Origin of the sequence: Yersinia fenwicki (assembly GCF_043099325.1) — a bacterium.
Classification (GTDB): domain Bacteria; phylum Pseudomonadota; class Gammaproteobacteria; order Enterobacterales; family Enterobacteriaceae; genus Yersinia.
The window spans coordinates 159,567-177,831 of record NZ_CP170755.1; the positions used below are offsets into that span (position 1 = coordinate 159,567).

Genomic DNA, 18,265 nt, shown 5'->3' on the forward strand with positions numbered 1-18,265 from the left:
ATCAGTTAGCCTTTGTCTTCAGTTGCGCGATGGTGCGAGTCATCTCGTTGAACACAATGTTCATTCCTTCATCAAAACCCATACCCGGTTTGATGAGCATACGCATTGGCCGGGAGGCGATAGCAACATGTACGCAGGTACGCGCGCTGATATCGGTTTCGTTACAAGTACCGCCTTGATACGCTTCCATACCTTTTTTATTGCAATACAGAACAGCATCAACAATGTTGTGAATACTGCCCAGATCCGGGGTTTTGATTTGCACCATGTGACAGCTACCTGCATCAGTAAAATCGATGATATCTTGGTAGGTGTTACACCATTCGTCGGCCACGATTTTGACGTTCGAACCCAGTTTTTTCAGGTTGTGGGTGATTTCGGTTAATAGGCGGATTTGGTCTGGTTTATTACCCGCATCAACCGGCCCTTCGATATATAAATTCAGTTCACCGGCCTGCTCCTGCAAGCTGGCGATGTACTCTGCGCACAGCATCGGGTCCATGTCGAAAATCAGGCCAATGGTGCCGTAAACGTCGATATGTAAATCCGGTTTGTAGCTCGGATCGACGCGTAAATCACTGACGCGTTTAGCCAACCAGCTCACATATTCACGCAGTTTTTCGCCATTGCGGCCCAGTTTTTCATCAACATTATTGATAAGGCCATGTGGCAGAACATCCACACCTTTAAGAATCATTTTATCGACGGCGATATAACGGTCGTCACCGCTCTGACCAAACAGAGGGATCGGTTTGGCAATCAACGGCAGATGCCATTCATCACACACCACTTCTGCTTTTAAACGGCCAGTCGCTAATGCGGTTGCATCCAGTAATGCCTGAGAAAGACCATAACGGATGGCCGTATGTAGTGGTTTGCCATCAATTGTCACTTCATCGAAGAAGGTTGCGTTCAGACGAAATTCACTGATATCACGCCCTTCCAGCAGTGGTTTGATGTATTTTTCCAGGAAAGGAACAAAATTGGCGGCGATAAACAAAGGATCACGGCCACCGGCACCGGAGTATTGTACGGCGGCACAATCGCCCACAGCGACAGCACCATTTTCTAAGATTAATTGGACGTTAACGCATTCACCCGCCTGACGAATTGCGCTGAATCCCTCAGTTACAGGTTTACCTTGATAGATAAATCCATCCAGTTTTGCACCATTTTTGATGGCCTGCTGGTCATCGAAGTAGAACGATGAGTTACCTGCGGTGAACAGTGCGTGCTTGATTTTCATTATGGTCTTCCTATTAATTTGCTGTGGGATACGGCGTTAATATCGTCAATGATCATTTGGAATGAAGGGATGCGGCCCTCTTCTTTAGCGCGTTCAGCGATAAAATCATGGTGGAGCGCCAGCACATCTTTAGGCAGGGGAACTGAACCGGGATCGAACACACGGATTGCGCCATGGTTATCACGGATTGGCATCATCTTGCCGGAGTTGCAGGTGGCTGGAGCAAAAGGGACATCCAGCACGCCAGCTTCAAAGGCCCGTACAGTCCCTATCGCAATATCGCCGTGGCCCAGTTCCAGGACTTTATCCATGACGGCGCGTACTTCGCGTTTAATCAGTGCAACTTCGCGATCAACTTCCACGCAAGGTGGGAATTTTTGGTCACGAACCATGTTCAGCATTTGATTTGATGCCCGCAATCCCTGACCATTAGCCTCAGCGGTAGGGATACCGTAGGCTTCATGAGGGCTTTTGGTAATGACTTTAGTGGCCCCTGCCATCCCGGCGACCGCCGCTCCCCAAGAGATCACCGCGAAGGCACGAGATTCATCTTCCGGGAACCCACCCATCCATTGGTGGAATACTGTGCTGAGCTCGTAATTTTCGTAACCATTGCCACGGAAATACTCATGTGCCAGTTCGCGTAATGACTGAATTGCAGCAATATCTTGCACAATATTACCCACCTGACCGTAACCGACGGTGACGGATTTCACCCCTTGTTCCAGTGCCAGTAGACCCTCTATGATGGCAACTGCATGGGAAACAAATGGCGGGATCAAGGTGCCGGTTAGCGGGCCAAATGGTTCGCGATTGATACGAATACCGTGTTCTTCATAGACCCCAATCAAACGATCGCAGTACTGCCAGTCACGAATGGATTTCTCCAACGTCACACGTTTTGCATAAGGGATGTTGTAAGAGATGCCACCACCTTCGTAGCTGGTAAATCCGCTGGCCATCGCGATTTCTGCTAACAGGCGCGCATCGGGAGTGCCATGACGAATTTGCAGAGGCTTAGATAAGGACTCGGTAATGCGGCGACAAGCTTTTACGCCATGATTGACCACCGGTAACCCGTTGAGTTTGGAAGTGCCCGCTTCAATCGATTTTTGAATACCAACCGCCGCTTCTTCATAGCGATTGAGGCGGGTATACGCGTCAATGGTGGTTGGTAACAGGTCGCAATCTTTTTGTAGTGTTTTCAGTAGCTCAATGTGTTCTTCAATTAGCGCTACCCCTGCACGAGGTTGACTCAGCGTAATGCCGTTACAGTCAGCTTCAAACAAGGCTCTGGCAAAATTTTTCGACTCCGGAATGGCTTGCTGATACTTCACCCCATCTTCAAAATTCTCAACATCTTTGCCGGTATGCCAGGTTTTTAATACGTGAAAGCGCTCGGACATAAAATCATCTAAAGAAATCTTTTTGTTTCGAAGTTCCATCATGACTCCAATTTTTATTTGTGCAAAATTCGAACACCAGTCTGGGCGGCAGCTTTAGGAAAGCGACGGGAGACATTAGCGAGCAGGGGGAATAAACCTTGGGTATCTCTGTAATATTCAAACTGGTCAGGAAGCAGAACTTTTCTGCTTTTCTCATCTAAACTTCGATATTTCAGCCAGTTATGGATATCGAATGAGTCTGCTCGGGAGAGCCACCCCCCGGTACCGATGACTTTTTTCACCTGGGTTAAATCGCGCCCAATTTGTAGGTCAATATTGCCAGCACAGGTACAAACCTGCGTTTTAGTTCCCGCATGATGTTCAGATGCGTACCCGATACACATTCCGGCGAGTAATTGGTCGAACACTATTTCCTCATCGCTCTGGGGCAAATAATCGGGATGAGCAGAGATATATTTTAGATAGTGATGAAAAGCATCAATTTTGGTTTGTTGATGAGCAAAATAATGATCAATCATCATCGTGCCGGTCTCGCCCGCGTTGAGTGCTGAAACGCGCATCCCCAGATCACCTTCAACAGTGCGTTTAATCAGTGGTTCAGGGATACCATGCATAATGGTGTCAGGTAGCAAATGGTTGTTATAAGAGGAGTAAACATCGGTAGTCGCACCTCCCATATCGATCAGCATGAAGGTTTCCCAATCGGGGACGTGTTAGCGAATTTGCTGTACCAATTCAAAGACTGAATAAGGGGTTGGCAGGGGTTCTTCACCGGTCAGATCGACGATGACATCTAAACCTTTCCCCTTAACAATTTTATGCAGGAAAATGTCGCAAATGGCTTTACGCGCACTATGAGGGTTCGGGCTATCGAGGTTGGGTAGCACATTGTCGACGATGGTTAAATCTTTACCGCCGAGGATCTCTTGCACATCATCTTGCAAGTCGCGATTTCCAGCATAAATAATGGCGCATTCAAGGTTAGATTGAGCTAACAATTTGGCATTTAACAAGCCGTGGCCGTAATCACCGCCATCAGTCCCCCCCGTAAATAGCAGAATATCAGGTGGCGATGCTTCTAAAGCCCGCACATCTGACTTATTCAGGTTATAGGCAAAGTGCTGTGACACTTTAGCTCCGGCAGAATGCGCGGTGACCTTAGCTGACTCAAGTGTAATACTTGGCACCAACCCAATGGCGGCAACGGCAAGCCCCCCTTTAGCAGAAGAAGAGTAATCAATATTGATCTCTCCTGAAGCTAACATTGGCCGTGCATCACGAACATCCAGAACCTTATTTAATACTGAAAAGAACCCTTCAGCTAAATGGTGTGGCGTTGTTGGGGATAATGCGTAGTTCCTCACTTCAATATGAGAGTCATCTGTTGCCTCGAATACTGCCCCTTTGGTCCAGGTGGAGCCGATATCGATAGAAACGCTGATCATTGCATACCCTCAGCGGCTTCCTCTGCCTGCATAACATGCTCAATATCGCGTTTCATCAGAGAACAGACTAATTCCAGATCAGTGTCGGGTGCGAAAACACGGTTAAAGCCCATCCCTTTGAATTTGGCTTCTATTTCAGAAAAATCATGTTTACCGATAACCAGGTTTCCGCCGACATAGAGCAATATTTCACCAATTCCGCGTTCAATACAGTTCTCGCGCATGCCGATGCAATCTACTTCGCCATGTCCATAAATAGAGGAAACGACAATGGCTTGAGCGCCGGTTTCAATGGCGGCATCAATATATTCATCTTGGCTCACCATAACGCCGAGGTTAATTACGCTGAAATTGTGCATGGTAAATACCCGGTCGAGCACTTTATTACCAACAGCATGGCAATCAGCACCAATGACGCCAATAACAATTGTTGGGTTTTGCATGTTTTGCCCTCTATGTAGATTACGTTCCATATATTTTTTTGGTGGAAAGTTAAAAATTAACAAGGTTTCCACAGGAAACTATTCTATTTTTCATAACTGACTTTATTTACGTGCTCTATATAAAACTGATAGTGGTAGATTTTGGTTTCATTGGTTTTTAATGTGCTTCTCCTATAAGTCAAATACAATTGATTTATTGTCAGGACATCTTGAAAAAACAAGGTATAAAAAATATTTTTAATTTATTTCAAATAAAATCATCATGTTAATTTTGGTTTTATGTTGATTTTTAATAACCATCTATAAATGCAATTTGAATTGAAAGTCATATTCAAAGCAAAAATGTGATCCAGGTATGATTATTATTTATGTTGGTATTGTGATACTGGTCATATATTTAACTATCATTATTAATAACTGTTATTAGTAATGTTAGTGATAGAGGCATAGTTATTAACTCACTCCACCAGCCACTATTTTTACTAAATGTATCTTTGGATAATATTGTATTAACGATTTGTGATGCAAAGTGTGAATAAGACGATCTCGATCATGTTGATGGGGATTAAACAGCAACCCAATAACGCTACCACTATGGGCCACATTCAAACCATAAATACCGCTGTGCTCAACAATATCTAGCAATTGATGAAATTGGGGTTTAGGCAGTGCGAATTCACTGGCGATAGCACTCAATGTGGTTGCCTCTCCAAGCCTATGACAGCAGCGCTTCTCATTCGCCAGGCGAAATTGCTGCATCGCCTTTGCCAAATTGGGCGCTTGTTTCAACAAAAGGGAATGGCGATTTCGTTGGTGAAATTCGGCTGTCACCAGTGTCTGCGAACTTTCCAGCAATACAATGTCGATATCAGGTAACCAAGAAAATGGCAGTTGAGTTTGTGCCGTCTGATGATCAAACAGGGTGAGGTCTTTAAATATGGTGCTGTCAGTTGGCTCGAGCGCGACGCAGAGTCGGGCCAACGCCATATCACTTAGTGATTGCCCAAGTAACCGAGCCGTGGCAATAGCTGTTGCTGCAATATCAGCGGTGCTACTGGCTAAACCTTTAGCCACGGGAATTGTTGATTCAAACTCGATACAGATTCTCTCTGCCAGCAATGGGGGTTCACCAAAGTGCATCAAGACTTGCCTAAGCATTTGGCGCATCCGTGGCCGCTCATTTTGCCCTGGTTTTCCTGGTGTAACCGAGACTCTGCTATACCAATTTATTGGACAAGAGATCAGTTTTTCCCCACCGAGGATCCATCCTTGGAGCAATTCACCGCAAGAGGCGGGGCAGCACGCTTCAGCCATGCGAGGGAGCCTCACCGCCAAAATATCTTTGCTGGTAGCACATTATATTGCCAGTGACAGTGACTTATTATTGATATCGGTTTGCTGGGCAGTAAAGGCCAAAACATCACTCAGATTCACGACGTTGCCAATCACCAACAGTGCGGGTGCGTGCAGCTTTTGACGTGCGATTTCATCTTTCAGTGTGCAGAGTGTCCCTTTGGCCATTTTCTGCTGTTGATGGCTGGCATACATTACGGCGGCGGCGGGGGTATCTGGTGATTTCCCTCCCTGGATTAACAACTGACAAATTTCTTCTTGTCGGGTCATGCCCATTAGTACGATCAGTGTGCCGTCTAATTGTGCCAAAGCATTCCAATTTTGTGGCTCATTTCCCTGACACATATGTCCGGTGACCACATGAAAACTGGAAGCATAATGGCGATGGGTGACAGGAATACCGGCATAAGCCAATCCACCAATAGAAGAACTGATACCGGGAACAACTTCAAAGGGGATTTGATAGCGCGAAAGACTTTCAACTTCCTCACCACCACGGCCAAACACGTAAGGATCACCACCTTTGAGGCGCACCACATTCTTGCTCGCTAAAGCATGATCAATGAGGATTTGATTGATCTGTTCCTGAGGAACTGGATGGTGGTTTGAGGTTTTTCCGACATTAATAATCTGGCAATTGGGTGGAGCTTGAGAAATTAACTCCAAATTCACTAAGCGGTCATGAACAAGAACTTGAGCTTCACGAATGGCAAGCAATCCTTTTACAGTGATTAATGATGCATCTCCTGGACCCGCGCCAACTAACAATACTTTCCCTATTCTCATTATAATAACCTTTATAGCAGATGCGGTTTATCCCCGTCATACTTCAAGCTGCATATGCGTTGGCTGCGCTCACTACTCGGCCCATTCATGGACCTCGCCTCTTTGAGGCCGCTGCAACACAGCGTTTAAATCGATTCCCGTCCGATTTATCATCCGAATCACTTGCTCGTGTAAGCTCATCGGGATTTTCTCGCTTGCCGCCTTTCTGCAACTCGAATTATTTAGCGTATATGATTTCTTAATGCTAATTATTAAAAACATATTATATAAGCCACAAACAACTTAAAAATACCGCGCCATTATCCATCAATAGATACATTCGATACTTGACCCCGCTCCCATTATTTAATCACTTTACGGAATGAACTCTTCAAAATATATGATGTTCAATTTTTTTTGAAATTTAAAATTGCATTGTTGTCAGTTGTGTTTTTATTAATTAATTTTGTTTTCTACCGCAATATTAGATTTATTATTTATAATTATGAAGACTATCACAAAAACGACTGAGTGCTATGTCCATATAAATAAAACTGTGTATGTTAAAAAACCAATAAAATACGATGTTAATTCCTAATATAACCATCTCGAAAAATCAGGCCGTTTAGCGAATTATTTTATGAAATAATGGGTGAGTTACAATGCGTTACAAAATTCCAAAAACTGACTTATTAGTGACATTTGAAGCCGTAGCTCAATATGAAAGCTACACAAGAGCTGCGGAGAAGTTAGCGCTAACGCAAAGTGCCGTTTTCCGCCAGATCACCGCCTTGGAAGAATTCCTTAACGTGTCATTATTCCACCATGTTCGTAAACGGATTTTCCTCAATGATGCCGGGCGTTATTACCTTGATTTGGTCAGGGATACGCTAGAACAACTGGAAAAAGATACGCAAAGCATTATGTCTTACCAGTCGACACAACAAGTGCTGGAATTAGCTGTAACTCCTACGTTTAGTACCCATTGGCTTATTCCTAATCTCAGTAGTTTTCATGAAAATCATCCGGAAATTGTACTTAATTTAACTGCGCTTACCACAGGTGCTGACTTTTTGAATCTGAAATATGACGCAGCAATTATGCGCGAAGACTTCAGTAGCCCTTGGGCACAAAATGAGCATCTGTTTGAAGAAGAGTTGGTTCCTGTTTGTAGCCGCATGTTGTGGCGTGATGATAAAAAAGTGATGCGCGCAGAGCAATTGATGGAGGAATTTACATTACTTCATCAAACAACACGTTTGGATGCTGGTATGACTGGTTTGCATTGTCAGGTGTGAATAGTCCGAAAGTCAGGATGGGGCCACGGTTAGATCTTCTATCAATGCTGATTTCTGCTGTTCGCTCCAACCTTGGGGTAGCGTTATTACCGCGTTTTGCGATTCATAAAGATTTAGAAAATGGGGATATGGTCATTCCTTGTGATTTGCCGATGAGTACCGGAAACCATTTTGTTTTAACTTATAAGGACGGCAAAAGAGGGCTACGGAGTTTGCAAAAATTCAGTCGCTGGATCCACGATAAATCGAAAGAAGAAGAGTTGAAAAGAACGTGGGTTGACTGATTTTTATAAAGTACTTGTTCGTAAAGTGATTAAATATAAAATTGTCGTTAAGAGAGTAGCGTTTTTTTTGAAATTAAAAAGTCATTAGAGTCTTATTAACTAATAAGCATTATGTGTTGCAGATAGAACAATTGCTTTTTATTTGATTCCATCAATAATGGTTAGGTAACGCATGAGGTATGTTCATTGGTTATTAATTAAATGATTTTATGTAATTAATAGCCAGTTCTGCTCGCTATTTATCATTTAGTTAATTGAGTGAATATAATGTATAAAAATGACTTTTTTCATCAAGAGCTATTCCCTCTTTCTGAGGATAAAACAGAGTATTACTTATTAACAGATAAGTATGTTTCTACTATTAAAGTCGAAGATAAAGACATATTAAAAATTGAGCCTGAAGCCCTGACACTGCTATCTCAGCAAGCTTTTCATGATGCTTCTTTTTTTCTACGCCCAGCCCATCAACAGCAAGTTGCTGCTATTTTGCATGATCCTCAAGCAAGCGAAAACGATAAATATGTCGCGCTTCAGCTATTACGGAATGCTGAGATCTCAGCAAGAGGTATCTTGCCTAATTGTCAGGATACGGGTACTTCGACTATTGTGGCCAAAAAAGGCCAACGAGTTTGGACTGATAGTGATGATGCACAAGCCTTATCCCGCGGCATCTATAACACCTTCCATCACGATAACTTGCGCCATTCACAAAATGCGGCGTTAGATATGTATACCGAAGTGAATACCGGAACCAATCTTCCCGGTCAAATCGATATTTTTGCTACCCCTGGCGCGCAATATACTTTTCTGTTTGTGAATAAAGGAGGCGGTTCTGCAAACAAAGCAGCCTTATACCAGGAAACAAAAGCTGTTCTGGAACCCAAAAAGCTCAAGACCTTTTTAATCGAGAAAATGAGAGGGCTGGGAACCGCGGCTTGTCCTCCTTATCACATTGCTTTTGTTATTGGCGGAACCTCTGCTGAATTAACACTGAAGACAGCCAAGTTGGCCTCAACCAAATATTATGACAATTTGCCAACCGAAGGTAATGAATATGGTCAGGCATTTCGTGATACGGCACTCGAACAGGCGTTACTACAGGCATCTCGTGAGTTTGGCTTAGGTGCTCAGTTCGGTGGCAAGTATTTTGCTCACGATGTACGCGTTATTCGCTTACCGCGCCACGGAGGTTCCTGCCCGATAGGTATGGCTATTTCATGTTCTTCTGACCGCAATATTAAAGCCAAAATTAATCAAGAAGGTATCTGGCTCGAAAAATTGGAGCGCCATCCTGAACAATATATTCCTGAACATTTGCGCGTGAATAACGAAGGGACGGTGATAAATATCGATCTTAACCAGCCGATGGATAAAATTCGTGAACAACTTTCCCGTTATCCAGTATCTACCCGTGTATCACTTAATGGCCCACTGATCGTGGCACGCGACATCGTTCATGCCAAGTTGAAAGAGCGTTTAGAACGGGGAGAAGAATTACCGCAGTACATGAAAGATCACCTAGTCTATTATGCCGGGCCAGCGAAAAAGCCTGACGAGTTTGTTTCAGGTTCAATGGGGCCAACAACGGGTGGGCGTATGGATCCTTATGTGGATCTCTTCCAATCCCATGGTGGCAGTCTGGTCATGTTGGCAAAAGGCAACCGTAGCCGGCAAGTGACTGAAGCTTGCCAGAAACACCGTGGATTCTATCTGGGTAGTATCGGTGGTTCCGCGGCTATTTTGGCGCAGGAGTATATCAAAAGTCTGGAATGTATCGAGTATCCTGAGCTGGGAATGGAAGCAGTGTGGAAAATGGAAGTTAGAAACTTTCCAGCCTTTATTTTACTGGATGATAAAGGCAACTCTTTCTTTGACCAGATTCAGATGAAGGCATGCTCTGGTTGCCAACAATAGTTCCTATTCGAGGGTTTCATTGTGCATGAAGAACGGTATCAACAACGGCAGCAACGTCTTAAAGACCATGTTGAGATACGTGTTGCTGATGCGACTAAGACGGGCGGCATCATTATTGTATTTACCGGCAATGGCAAAGGGAAAACGACCGCTGCTTTTGGGACAGCAACCCGCGCGGTAGGGCATGGTATGCGGGTTGGTGCGCTTCAGTTTATCAAGGGGGCATGGGAAAATGGTGAACGCAACCTGCTGGAACGCAATGGTGTCGAGTTTCATATTATGGCGACGGGTTTTACCTGGGATACACAAGATAAAGCGGCTGATACTCTTGCGGCAAAAGTGGTATGGGAACAGGGATATCGGATGTTATCTGACCCCTCTTATGAACTGGTGATTTTGGATGAGTTGACTTATATGATTACCTACGGCTATTTGGCGCTGGATGAGGTGATTATCGCGCTAAAAAACCGGCCGAAGAATCAAAGTGTTGTTATCACTGGGCGTGCTTGTCACCGTAATATTATTGAACTCGCGGATACGGTTAGTGAGTTACGGCCAATCAAACATGCATTTGATAGTGGAGTTAAGGCACAAAAAGGTATCGATTGGTAAGTTAATTGATTAGTCATTTCATTTTAAAAGATTATTTATTGGCGTGTGAGCACCAGCTGGTTGCTTCTATCGGTATGTGTGTAATAACGATAAGCTGGGATAGTAAAGTGGGAAGGCCAGGGGGGCTATTCGCAGCGAGATAGGTTTGTAAATACCAAGACGGTAAGTACAGATATGTCTCAGTGCGTCTGTTTTTCCCTGACCTTCCAGATAAATTCGGCCAACTCGATGGAGCTATAATATTATTGCAGTGTCAGAATTCTTTGAATGGTTAACATAACGGCGCTCTCTGTATTTCTGCCCGTGATAAAATTCGCAGCAGACTTGGTTTCTTCAAAAGCATTACGCATAGCAAAACTGAAGGTCGCTCTTTCCATTAATTCAATATCATTCAGCCCATCACCAAACACCATTGTCTCGTCTTTATTAACATTTAATAAATTCTGTAGGATTTCGACTGTATGCCCTTTATGCACGCCGATATCGGCAATATCAATCCAGGCATCTTCAGAAACAACGATATAGGCTTTATCAAAGAATTCGTGAAGATGAGGTTTAAAACTAGGGCAGCGACCCTTTTCGTCATAAATAGAAATTTTAACAAAATCATGATTCACATGATAAAAATCATCGACTCTTGTCACTTTGGCATATGACGTTATAATTTTACTTTCCATTTCTTTAGAAATAGAACTCTTAATAAAAGCGCCCTCAGTTGTACAAGCAATGATGACGAGCTCTTTATTGATGGCTTCTAGTTTGGTAATGATATTCAATCCAAGTTGATTTTTAATCAGAGACTGATAAATATATTCATCTTTATATTTTATTCTGGTGGCACTATCACCCATAATCCAGAATTTTTCCGCATCACCCTTGAACAGTTCCTCTACACGCTCACATTGTTTACCGGTACATATCGCAAAATGAACACCTTTCTGTGACATGATTTTTTTGACGTCCTGAAACATTTCTCGATTGTAATCCCCATTCTCATCAAGAAAAGTGCCATCCAGATCGGTAATTATTAGTTTTATCATTGTAGGATACTCATAAATTTAAAGTACTAGCAAAGATTACAAAACATTATATTATTGTCACGCAAAAATATGTTTCTTTTTTGGAATATGTACCATAAGTAAAACAGTATGTTTTTTAGTCAAACTATTTTAAGCAATAGATTATAAGGTAGTGAAATGTTAATTATTTGTTGAGAGATGGAGTGATGGTGATAAGAAACGAGAAACACAGTAGTAGCAATGTTTTATAGCGTGTTAATAATAACATTTATAGAATAATTTTATTTTATTAGAGTATCAAAATCGGTTTCTATTATTGCTAATTTAACTTAAATAAGATTTAAATCCTGTAGTATCCCTTCAACGGACATTTTCGGGTATTGGTGCAGAAAGTCTTTAAGTGGCTTGATTAATTGGTCTTGTCCGAAAGTATGTGGAACCAGAACACGCAATAGCCCTCTGGGTTCGTCAGTCGCACCACGTAAGTCATCTTCCATCGTATTCCAGCTCTCAACAAGCTGTTTGGCATGGGAATAGCAACGTTCGCCATCATCTGTCAACTTCATGATATGCGTGGTTCGCTGCAATAATTTCAGACCAAGTAACCGCTCTAATGTCTGCAAACGACGGCTGATAGTCGGCTGGCTAGTACCCAGGCGTACTGCGGCCGCAGACAAACTACCGGCCTCGACGATACGAATAAATGTTTGCATCAACTCTATACGGTCGATGCTAGCTAAATTGGTTGGCGGTCGCTTTATATGGGGGCTGCACTATCAGTCATTATAATAACGCTGGTGATATGGCGGAGTTTACCGCGCGTACCGGCAACCTCAGCACTGAGTTATCCGGCGTTACTCGCCTCAATGGGCCATTTATGGCTACAGTTTAAAGATTTCCGTCGGGCGGCGTTAGCACAAGGGCTACTTTCTGTAGGGTTTAGTGCTTTCTGGTCTACACTGGCGGTAATGTTGCAGGATACTTATCACCTCGGCAGTGCTGTAGCGGGCGCGTTTGGCCTTGCCGGTGCCGCAGGTGCATTAGCCGCACCATTAGCCGGTTCATTGGCTGACCGCCGGGGACCGCAAGTGGTTACGTTGATTGGTGCAAGTCTGGCGACCCTGTCCTTTACTGCTTTGTTCCTTTTGCCACTGCTGCCATTTCATCTCCAGATAGCACTTATTGTGCTCAGCGCCATTGGATTTGATTTTGGTGTGCAGGCCACACTGGTAGCCCATCAAACCATTATTTATAGTCTGGAATCCTCAGCTCGCAGTCGACTTAATGCATTGTTATTTACGGGCGTATTTATCGGGATGGCTGTCGGTTCCGCCTTAGGTAGCTTGATGTTTGAAAGAATGGGATGGACTGGCGTAGTCGCCTTAATCACCCTCGCTGGCGCTGCTAGCCTAGTTGTGAGATGGAGCGGTCATAGTCCCAAATAGTGGGGCGCTGACAGTAAAGCGTAAACAGATATAAATCTTATTCGATGTTTTGGGGGAGAGGGAGTCAGTTACCCTACAGCATATCAATAAAAAGCGGCTAAGTTTTATGAACTTAGCCGTTCTCAGCCTCAGTTTGAATGCTAGTTTTGTAAGTACGCAATGCTTTGGCGAATTTCCCTTTCAATGTCGGCTTCTGACCAGATATTCAATTGTGATGAAAACGGCTCAAAAGCATATATTCCCTGATAGCCCAGTCGTTCAAGATTTGCCACTTGTTGTTTACTGTTCAGTTTGTCCTGCTCACTCAACATGATACGATCTTCATCATTGAGTGTGGACTTCAGCCGTGTCTCTTCGACACCAGAAAGATGTACCAGTCCAATAGAATTGACGTCGATATGGGCATCGAACTCAGCCTGTGCAACATCACTTAGATAGTAGTGGAAGGTATCCAGCACCATTTTGTAGGGAGCGGCTGACTTGCGGATGATAGCTTGCGTTAGCAAGTGAGAACGTAATGAACTGACCCCAAAGCCTAAAGGTTCCACGAGGCCGGTCACTTGGTACTTTTTGAATAACGGAGCCAATAGTACCAAGGCATCCAGCGTCTCTTGTTCTTTTTGCTCGGCTGATCGTCGGTCACTGGCGCTACAGTTTGGGCATAAAATAATCCCTTGGCAGCGAATATCTTTTGCTTGTTGTAGCATGCTTTCTGCTTCTTTCAGCAATGCTGGGCGGTGTTCTGACAGATTAAAGCGTTGCAGTGCATTGATAGTCACAATTTCTATGTCATATTCCTCGGCCAGTGCATTGAGCTGCGCCGAACTTAACTCATCCGTTACTTTGCCGCTCGGCATGTCATTACGTAATTCAACTTTATTTAACCCGCATTTTTTAACCAGACGGAAAAAGCTTTCAATATTTAAGTTGGGGGCAATTTTGCGATTAATACAGAAACGATCTTGTGCGATAGACATGGTGTTAGCTCCTGCTGTGATAGATATGTATGAGAAATCTCTTCTGAACAGCACTAAAATTAGAACATTTATTTCATTTTATTTAAATAACGGAATATGAATTTTTCGATTCAGCTCAAATATCGGACTGGCTAAATTCATCAAGTTCTCATTAGCCTGGTCTTTTTTTACATTAACAGCTTATTTGTAGCCGAGTAGTAGGACGTTTTAGGCTGATGATGGCATTGCGTGGGCTATCTGGATTTTTTGGTTTTTACCTTTTGTTCTTGCAGGAACTTGCGATACGTCGCACAAAACAAAATTTCCAAACAAAGTTATTTGAAACTTTTTTTCCAATAGCATAGAGTCTGCATATCGGCTGGTTTTTCGCCTGTCTGGCGGCTGGTCGCCTTGTTGGCTATTTTGGTCCCACAACAAGATAGCCCTTATTGATTGAGCGTATGGTTCGTTATGAGTTGTCTGATTTAAGTCACTTTGATCGAACCCTGCGATAGCAGCTATTGAGAAGAGGGTGAGACATGAAAATCGTGAGTAACTTTATCGGTGGGAAAAATTCCCTGAGTTCCAGCAATCAAACTGCCGATATTCATAATCCAGCCACCGGTAAGGTTGAAAGCCAGGTCACGCAAAGTACAGCTGAAGAAGTTCATCATGCGATTGGCGTAGCTCATCGGGCCTTTGCCGATTGGTCACGAACCACCCCTCTGCGCCGCGCTCGCATTATGTTCAACTTTAAAACCCTGATTGAACAACACCGCGATGAATTGGCGGAGTTGATTGTTCGTGAACATGGCAAGGTCTATTCAGATGCTTTGGGCGAAATCACTCGCGGTCTGGAAGTCGTCGAGTTCGCCTGTGGTATCCCGCACTTATTGAAAGGCGAATATTCCGCAGATGTTGGTACCGGGGTTGATAGCTTTTCAATGATGCAGCCTTTGGGCGTTGTCGCTGGGATAACCCCTTTTAACTTCCCTGCGATGGTACCCATGTGGATGTTCCCCATTGCGTTGACGTGTGGCAATACCTTTATTCTGAAGCCGCCGGCATTGGACCCTTCAGCGTCAGTTCGTCTAGCTGAGTTGCTGACGGAAGCCGGTTTGCCTGACGGCGTATTCAATGTTATTCACTGTTCAAATGAAAGTGCTGCCCAACTTTGTACAGATCCACGAATTCAAGCCGTAAGTTTTGTCGGTTCTTCTACTGTTGCCGAACATATTTACACCACTGCCAGTGCGCACGGTAAACGTGTACAAGCTTTTGGCGCAGCGAAAAATCAGGCGATCATCATGCCAGATGCTGATTTGGATGCGACCGTACATGCATTGATGGGGGGGGCATTTGGATCAGCAGGCGAGCGCTGTATGGCACTACCTATTGCGGTCGTCGTCGGCGATAGTACCGCTGATAAATTAATTGAAAAGTTAAAACCACTCATTGCTCGCCTGCGTGTCGGCCCAGGGATACAGCAAGGTGGGGAAGAAAATGAAATGGGACCGCTAATTTCAGCTGCCCATCAGAAAAAGGTACTTGGCTATATTGATCAAGGTGTTAAAGAAGGTGCGACATTAGTCACAGATGGCCGTCATTATAAAGTTGCGGGTTATGAGCAAGGATACTATGTAGGCGGCACCCTGTTTGATCATGTCACTCCGAAAATGAAGATTTACCAGGAAGAAATCTTTGGCCCAGTGTTAGGGATTGTCAGAGTGCCTGATTATCAAACGGCAATTAGTACGGTGAATAGTCATGAGTTTGGTAATGGGAGTGCGATTTTTACCAGTAGCGGCCACTATGCACGGCAGTTCGTACATGAGGTTCAGGCGGGGATGGTTGGCGTCAATGTACCTGTTCCAGTACCAATGGCGTTTCACAGTTTTGGTGGTTGGAAACGTTCCGTGTTCGGTGCATTAAATGTTCATGGTACTGATGGGGTGCGTTTCTACACCCGCATGAAAACAACCACAGCCCGTTGGCCAACAGGTCAGCAAACTGTTTCAGAATACAGTATGCCAACGCTGGGTTAATGCTACCTGAGGGTGTTCGTTAGAATAATGTCATGTTGTTAACAGGAGAGTCATCATGTCGTCACTGCTTGCGAAATGTCAGCCGCCGGATGCGAATGGGCGTATTCAGCATATTTCACCGAAGGACGCCGGTTGGCGTTTTGTTGGGTTTGATGTCTATCGGCTTACCGCTGGAAAGGCATTGGTGCTGGAGAGTGCTGAAAATGAACTCTGTCTGGTATTAGTTGCTGGAATTGCCTCGGTATCAACACGGCACGCTGAATATCCGCATATTGGCAAACGCATGAGCCCGTTCGAACGAACACCGCCTTATTCTGTTTATGTTCCACACCATGAGAGTGTGAAAGTCGTGGCAGAGACCGATTTGGAATTGGCGGTCTGCCGTGCGCCCAGTAATGGCCATTTACCCTCTCGTCTGATTACGCCAGCAGATGTAGGAGTAGAGCGGCGAGGTAAGGGGCGTAACCAGCGATTAGTACATAACATCTTGCCTGACGATAAACCTGCAGACAGTTTACTGGTGGTTGAGGTTTATACTGATGAGGGGAATACCAGTTCATACCCAAGTCATAAACATGATCAGGAAAATGCGACGGATGAAACTTATCTGGAAGAAACTTACTATCACCGGCTAAATCCAGAGCAAGGTTTTTGCATGCAGCGGGTATATACCGACGACCGTTCACTGGATGAATGTATGCCAGTTTATAACCGAGATGTCGTAAAAGTGCCAAAAGGTTACCACCCAGTGGCGACATTGGCTGGCTATGATAACTATTATTTGAATGTTATGGCAGGGCCAGTACGGTTATGGAAATTTACCTGGGAAAAAGATCATGCATGGATCAACAGTGGGCAATACCCGGTAGAAAAAAACTAAGCCGAGTTTTAAAGCTTAAATTGAATGGGTAGGCGGATCCTACCCATTTTATGACTCGCCACAGCTACATCTGACTTGGAAATACCTGAGAGTTATGCTTTGGCGTTATTCAGTGCCAATGAAACGGCTAAGGTTTGTGCCAGACACATAGAGGCAACCTGTGAACGGAACCCGTCGACTTGAGCTTCCCGCACCACAAAACAAACATCGCTGAAAGCCGCTAATGGGCTAACCTGGCTATCAGTAATCGCAATTTGCTGCGCACCACTTTTTGCACCCAATTCCACCAGTTCTAAGGCTTCTTGTGCATAGGGTGAGTAACTGATAGCAATCACCACGTCTTTGGGTTTTACCATGCTCAGTTGTTCAGCAAACATTCCACCAAGCCCATCTATCAGAAAAGCCCGGCGTTCCAAATGGCGTAATGCATAGGTCAGATAAGAAGCTACGCTAAAAGAACGACGCAAACCAATTACATAGATATTTTCAGCATTGTTTAACAATTCGACGGCTCTATCTAATTGTTCGGCGCTGGTTTGCACCGCCAGTTGCTGTAGAGCTTGTGCATTGACCATCGTAAATACATTCAGTATTTCAGCTGGTTTTTCTGGTGCGGTATTGCCATCAGTTGAGGTTTGACGGAATAAACGTGCGCGTTCGGTATAGTTAACGGTTTCTTCCATCAGATGTTGACGGAATACCTGTTTCATTTCGTTAAATCCGCTGAAACCAAAGGCATTTGCAAACCGGATTAAGGTTGAGGGTGGCACACTGGCTTGGGCCGCAATGGAAGCAACTGTATCAAATGCAATGCTGTTACTGTTATCCAGGATATAACGGGCAACTTGTTTTAAGCGTTTGCTTAATGTCTCGTAACGATGACGAATTTGGTCTTGTAGCAATGATAGTTGAGTTGGGTTATTCATCCATTCGGCCCACGGCAGAGGAAAATTCAAGGGTTATCTGTCAGCTATTCTAACAGATGGTTGGAAAATTTCATTTGTTGATATTCGCATTTGCTTTTATTTCATTGCGAACTAAAACCGTTTACTAAACTATGATAAAGGAAACGGCTATAAGCAAAAGATATTACTTTATTAAGTTTGACAGAAATCAGGATTTTTTCAGGCTAATAAGGAATAAACCATGCAGAT

General features: G+C 44.0%; 12 protein-coding genes and 4 pseudogenes. 6 read left to right on the forward strand and 10 right to left on the reverse strand.

Annotated features, from left to right (window positions below; translation table 11 throughout):
* Nucleotide 1 precedes the first annotated feature (1 nt).
* From ACF3VQ_RS00650 to cobA, 6 genes and pseudogenes are all read right to left on the reverse strand, one after another.
* Entirely contained in the window at nt 2-1,246 is a 1,245-nt protein-coding gene (locus ACF3VQ_RS00650; RefSeq protein ID WP_392433001.1) for a methylaspartate ammonia-lyase, read from the reverse strand.
* Entirely contained in the window at nt 1,246-2,691 is a 1,446-nt protein-coding gene (locus tag ACF3VQ_RS00655; protein ID WP_392435761.1) for a methylaspartate mutase subunit E, read from the reverse strand. Before ACF3VQ_RS00655 ends, ACF3VQ_RS00650 begins: the two co-directional genes overlap by 1 nt.
* Before the next feature lie 14 nt (nt 2,692-2,705).
* A pseudogene (gene glmL / locus ACF3VQ_RS00660) lies at nt 2,706-4,097 on the reverse strand (methylaspartate mutase accessory protein GlmL).
* On the reverse strand, nt 4,094-4,540 hold the full coding sequence (gene glmS / locus ACF3VQ_RS00665; RefSeq protein ID WP_392433002.1) for a methylaspartate mutase subunit S: 447 nt from the start codon (nt 4,538-4,540) through the stop codon (nt 4,094-4,096). Before glmS ends, glmL begins: the two are co-directional and overlap by 4 nt.
* A gap of 453 nt (nt 4,541-4,993) precedes the next feature.
* Nucleotides 4,994-5,854 carry a GHMP kinase gene (locus tag ACF3VQ_RS00670; RefSeq protein WP_392433003.1) on the reverse strand — a complete coding sequence of 287 codons (861 nt, stop codon included), beginning with the start codon at nt 5,852-5,854 and terminating at the stop codon, nt 4,994-4,996.
* Nucleotides 5,855-5,896: 42 nt separating this feature from the next.
* A complete protein-coding gene (gene cobA / locus ACF3VQ_RS00675) occupies nt 5,897-6,679 on the reverse strand; it encodes a uroporphyrinogen-III C-methyltransferase (protein ID WP_392433004.1) in 783 nt (260 codons plus the stop codon).
* Between the two features lie 641 nt (nt 6,680-7,320).
* Here cobA and ACF3VQ_RS00680 point away from each other — a divergent pair.
* From ACF3VQ_RS00680 to cobO, 3 genes and pseudogenes are all read left to right on the forward strand, one after another.
* Nucleotides 7,321-8,240: pseudogene (locus ACF3VQ_RS00680) on the forward strand (LysR substrate-binding domain-containing protein).
* A 267-nt stretch (nt 8,241-8,507) separates the two neighbouring features.
* Entirely contained in the window at nt 8,508-10,154 is a 1,647-nt protein-coding gene (locus ACF3VQ_RS00685) for a fumarate hydratase (RefSeq protein ID WP_392433005.1), read from the forward strand.
* 21 nt (nt 10,155-10,175) lie between these two features.
* Nucleotides 10,176-10,766 carry a cob(I)yrinic acid a,c-diamide adenosyltransferase gene (gene cobO / locus ACF3VQ_RS00690; protein WP_392433006.1) on the forward strand — a complete coding sequence of 197 codons (591 nt, stop codon included), beginning with the start codon at nt 10,176-10,178 and terminating at the stop codon, nt 10,764-10,766.
* 242 nt (nt 10,767-11,008) lie between these two features.
* Here cobO and ACF3VQ_RS00695 read toward each other — a convergent pair whose 3' ends face one another.
* A complete protein-coding gene (locus ACF3VQ_RS00695) occupies nt 11,009-11,806 on the reverse strand; it encodes a Cof-type HAD-IIB family hydrolase (protein WP_392433007.1) in 798 nt (265 codons plus the stop codon).
* A 323-nt stretch (nt 11,807-12,129) separates the two neighbouring features.
* A pseudogene (locus ACF3VQ_RS00700) lies at nt 12,130-12,498 on the reverse strand (LysR family transcriptional regulator); the annotation flags it as partial.
* A gap of 30 nt (nt 12,499-12,528) precedes the next feature.
* Between ACF3VQ_RS00700 and ACF3VQ_RS00705 the strand changes: the two are divergent.
* Nucleotides 12,529-13,230: pseudogene (locus ACF3VQ_RS00705) on the forward strand (MFS transporter); the annotation flags it as partial.
* A gap of 140 nt (nt 13,231-13,370) precedes the next feature.
* Here the strand turns inward: ACF3VQ_RS00705 and ACF3VQ_RS00710 are convergent.
* Nucleotides 13,371-14,207 (reverse strand): TIM barrel protein, encoded by an 837-nt coding sequence (locus ACF3VQ_RS00710; RefSeq protein WP_392433008.1) that lies wholly within the window; start codon nt 14,205-14,207, stop codon nt 13,371-13,373.
* A 518-nt stretch (nt 14,208-14,725) separates the two neighbouring features.
* Here ACF3VQ_RS00710 and ACF3VQ_RS00715 point away from each other — a divergent pair.
* Both ACF3VQ_RS00715 and iolB read left to right on the forward strand, forming a co-directional pair.
* Nucleotides 14,726-16,231 carry a CoA-acylating methylmalonate-semialdehyde dehydrogenase gene (locus ACF3VQ_RS00715; protein ID WP_392433009.1) on the forward strand — a complete coding sequence of 502 codons (1,506 nt, stop codon included), beginning with the start codon at nt 14,726-14,728 and terminating at the stop codon, nt 16,229-16,231.
* A gap of 55 nt (nt 16,232-16,286) precedes the next feature.
* Nucleotides 16,287-17,111, forward strand: a complete 825-nt coding sequence (gene iolB / locus ACF3VQ_RS00720; RefSeq protein WP_392433010.1) for a 5-deoxy-glucuronate isomerase — start codon at nt 16,287-16,289, stop codon at nt 17,109-17,111.
* A gap of 92 nt (nt 17,112-17,203) precedes the next feature.
* Here the strand turns inward: iolB and ACF3VQ_RS00725 are convergent, their stop codons facing one another.
* Nucleotides 17,204-18,037 (reverse strand): MurR/RpiR family transcriptional regulator, encoded by an 834-nt coding sequence (locus ACF3VQ_RS00725; protein ID WP_005157438.1) that lies wholly within the window; start codon nt 18,035-18,037, stop codon nt 17,204-17,206.
* Nucleotides 18,038-18,265: the final 228 nt, after the last annotated feature.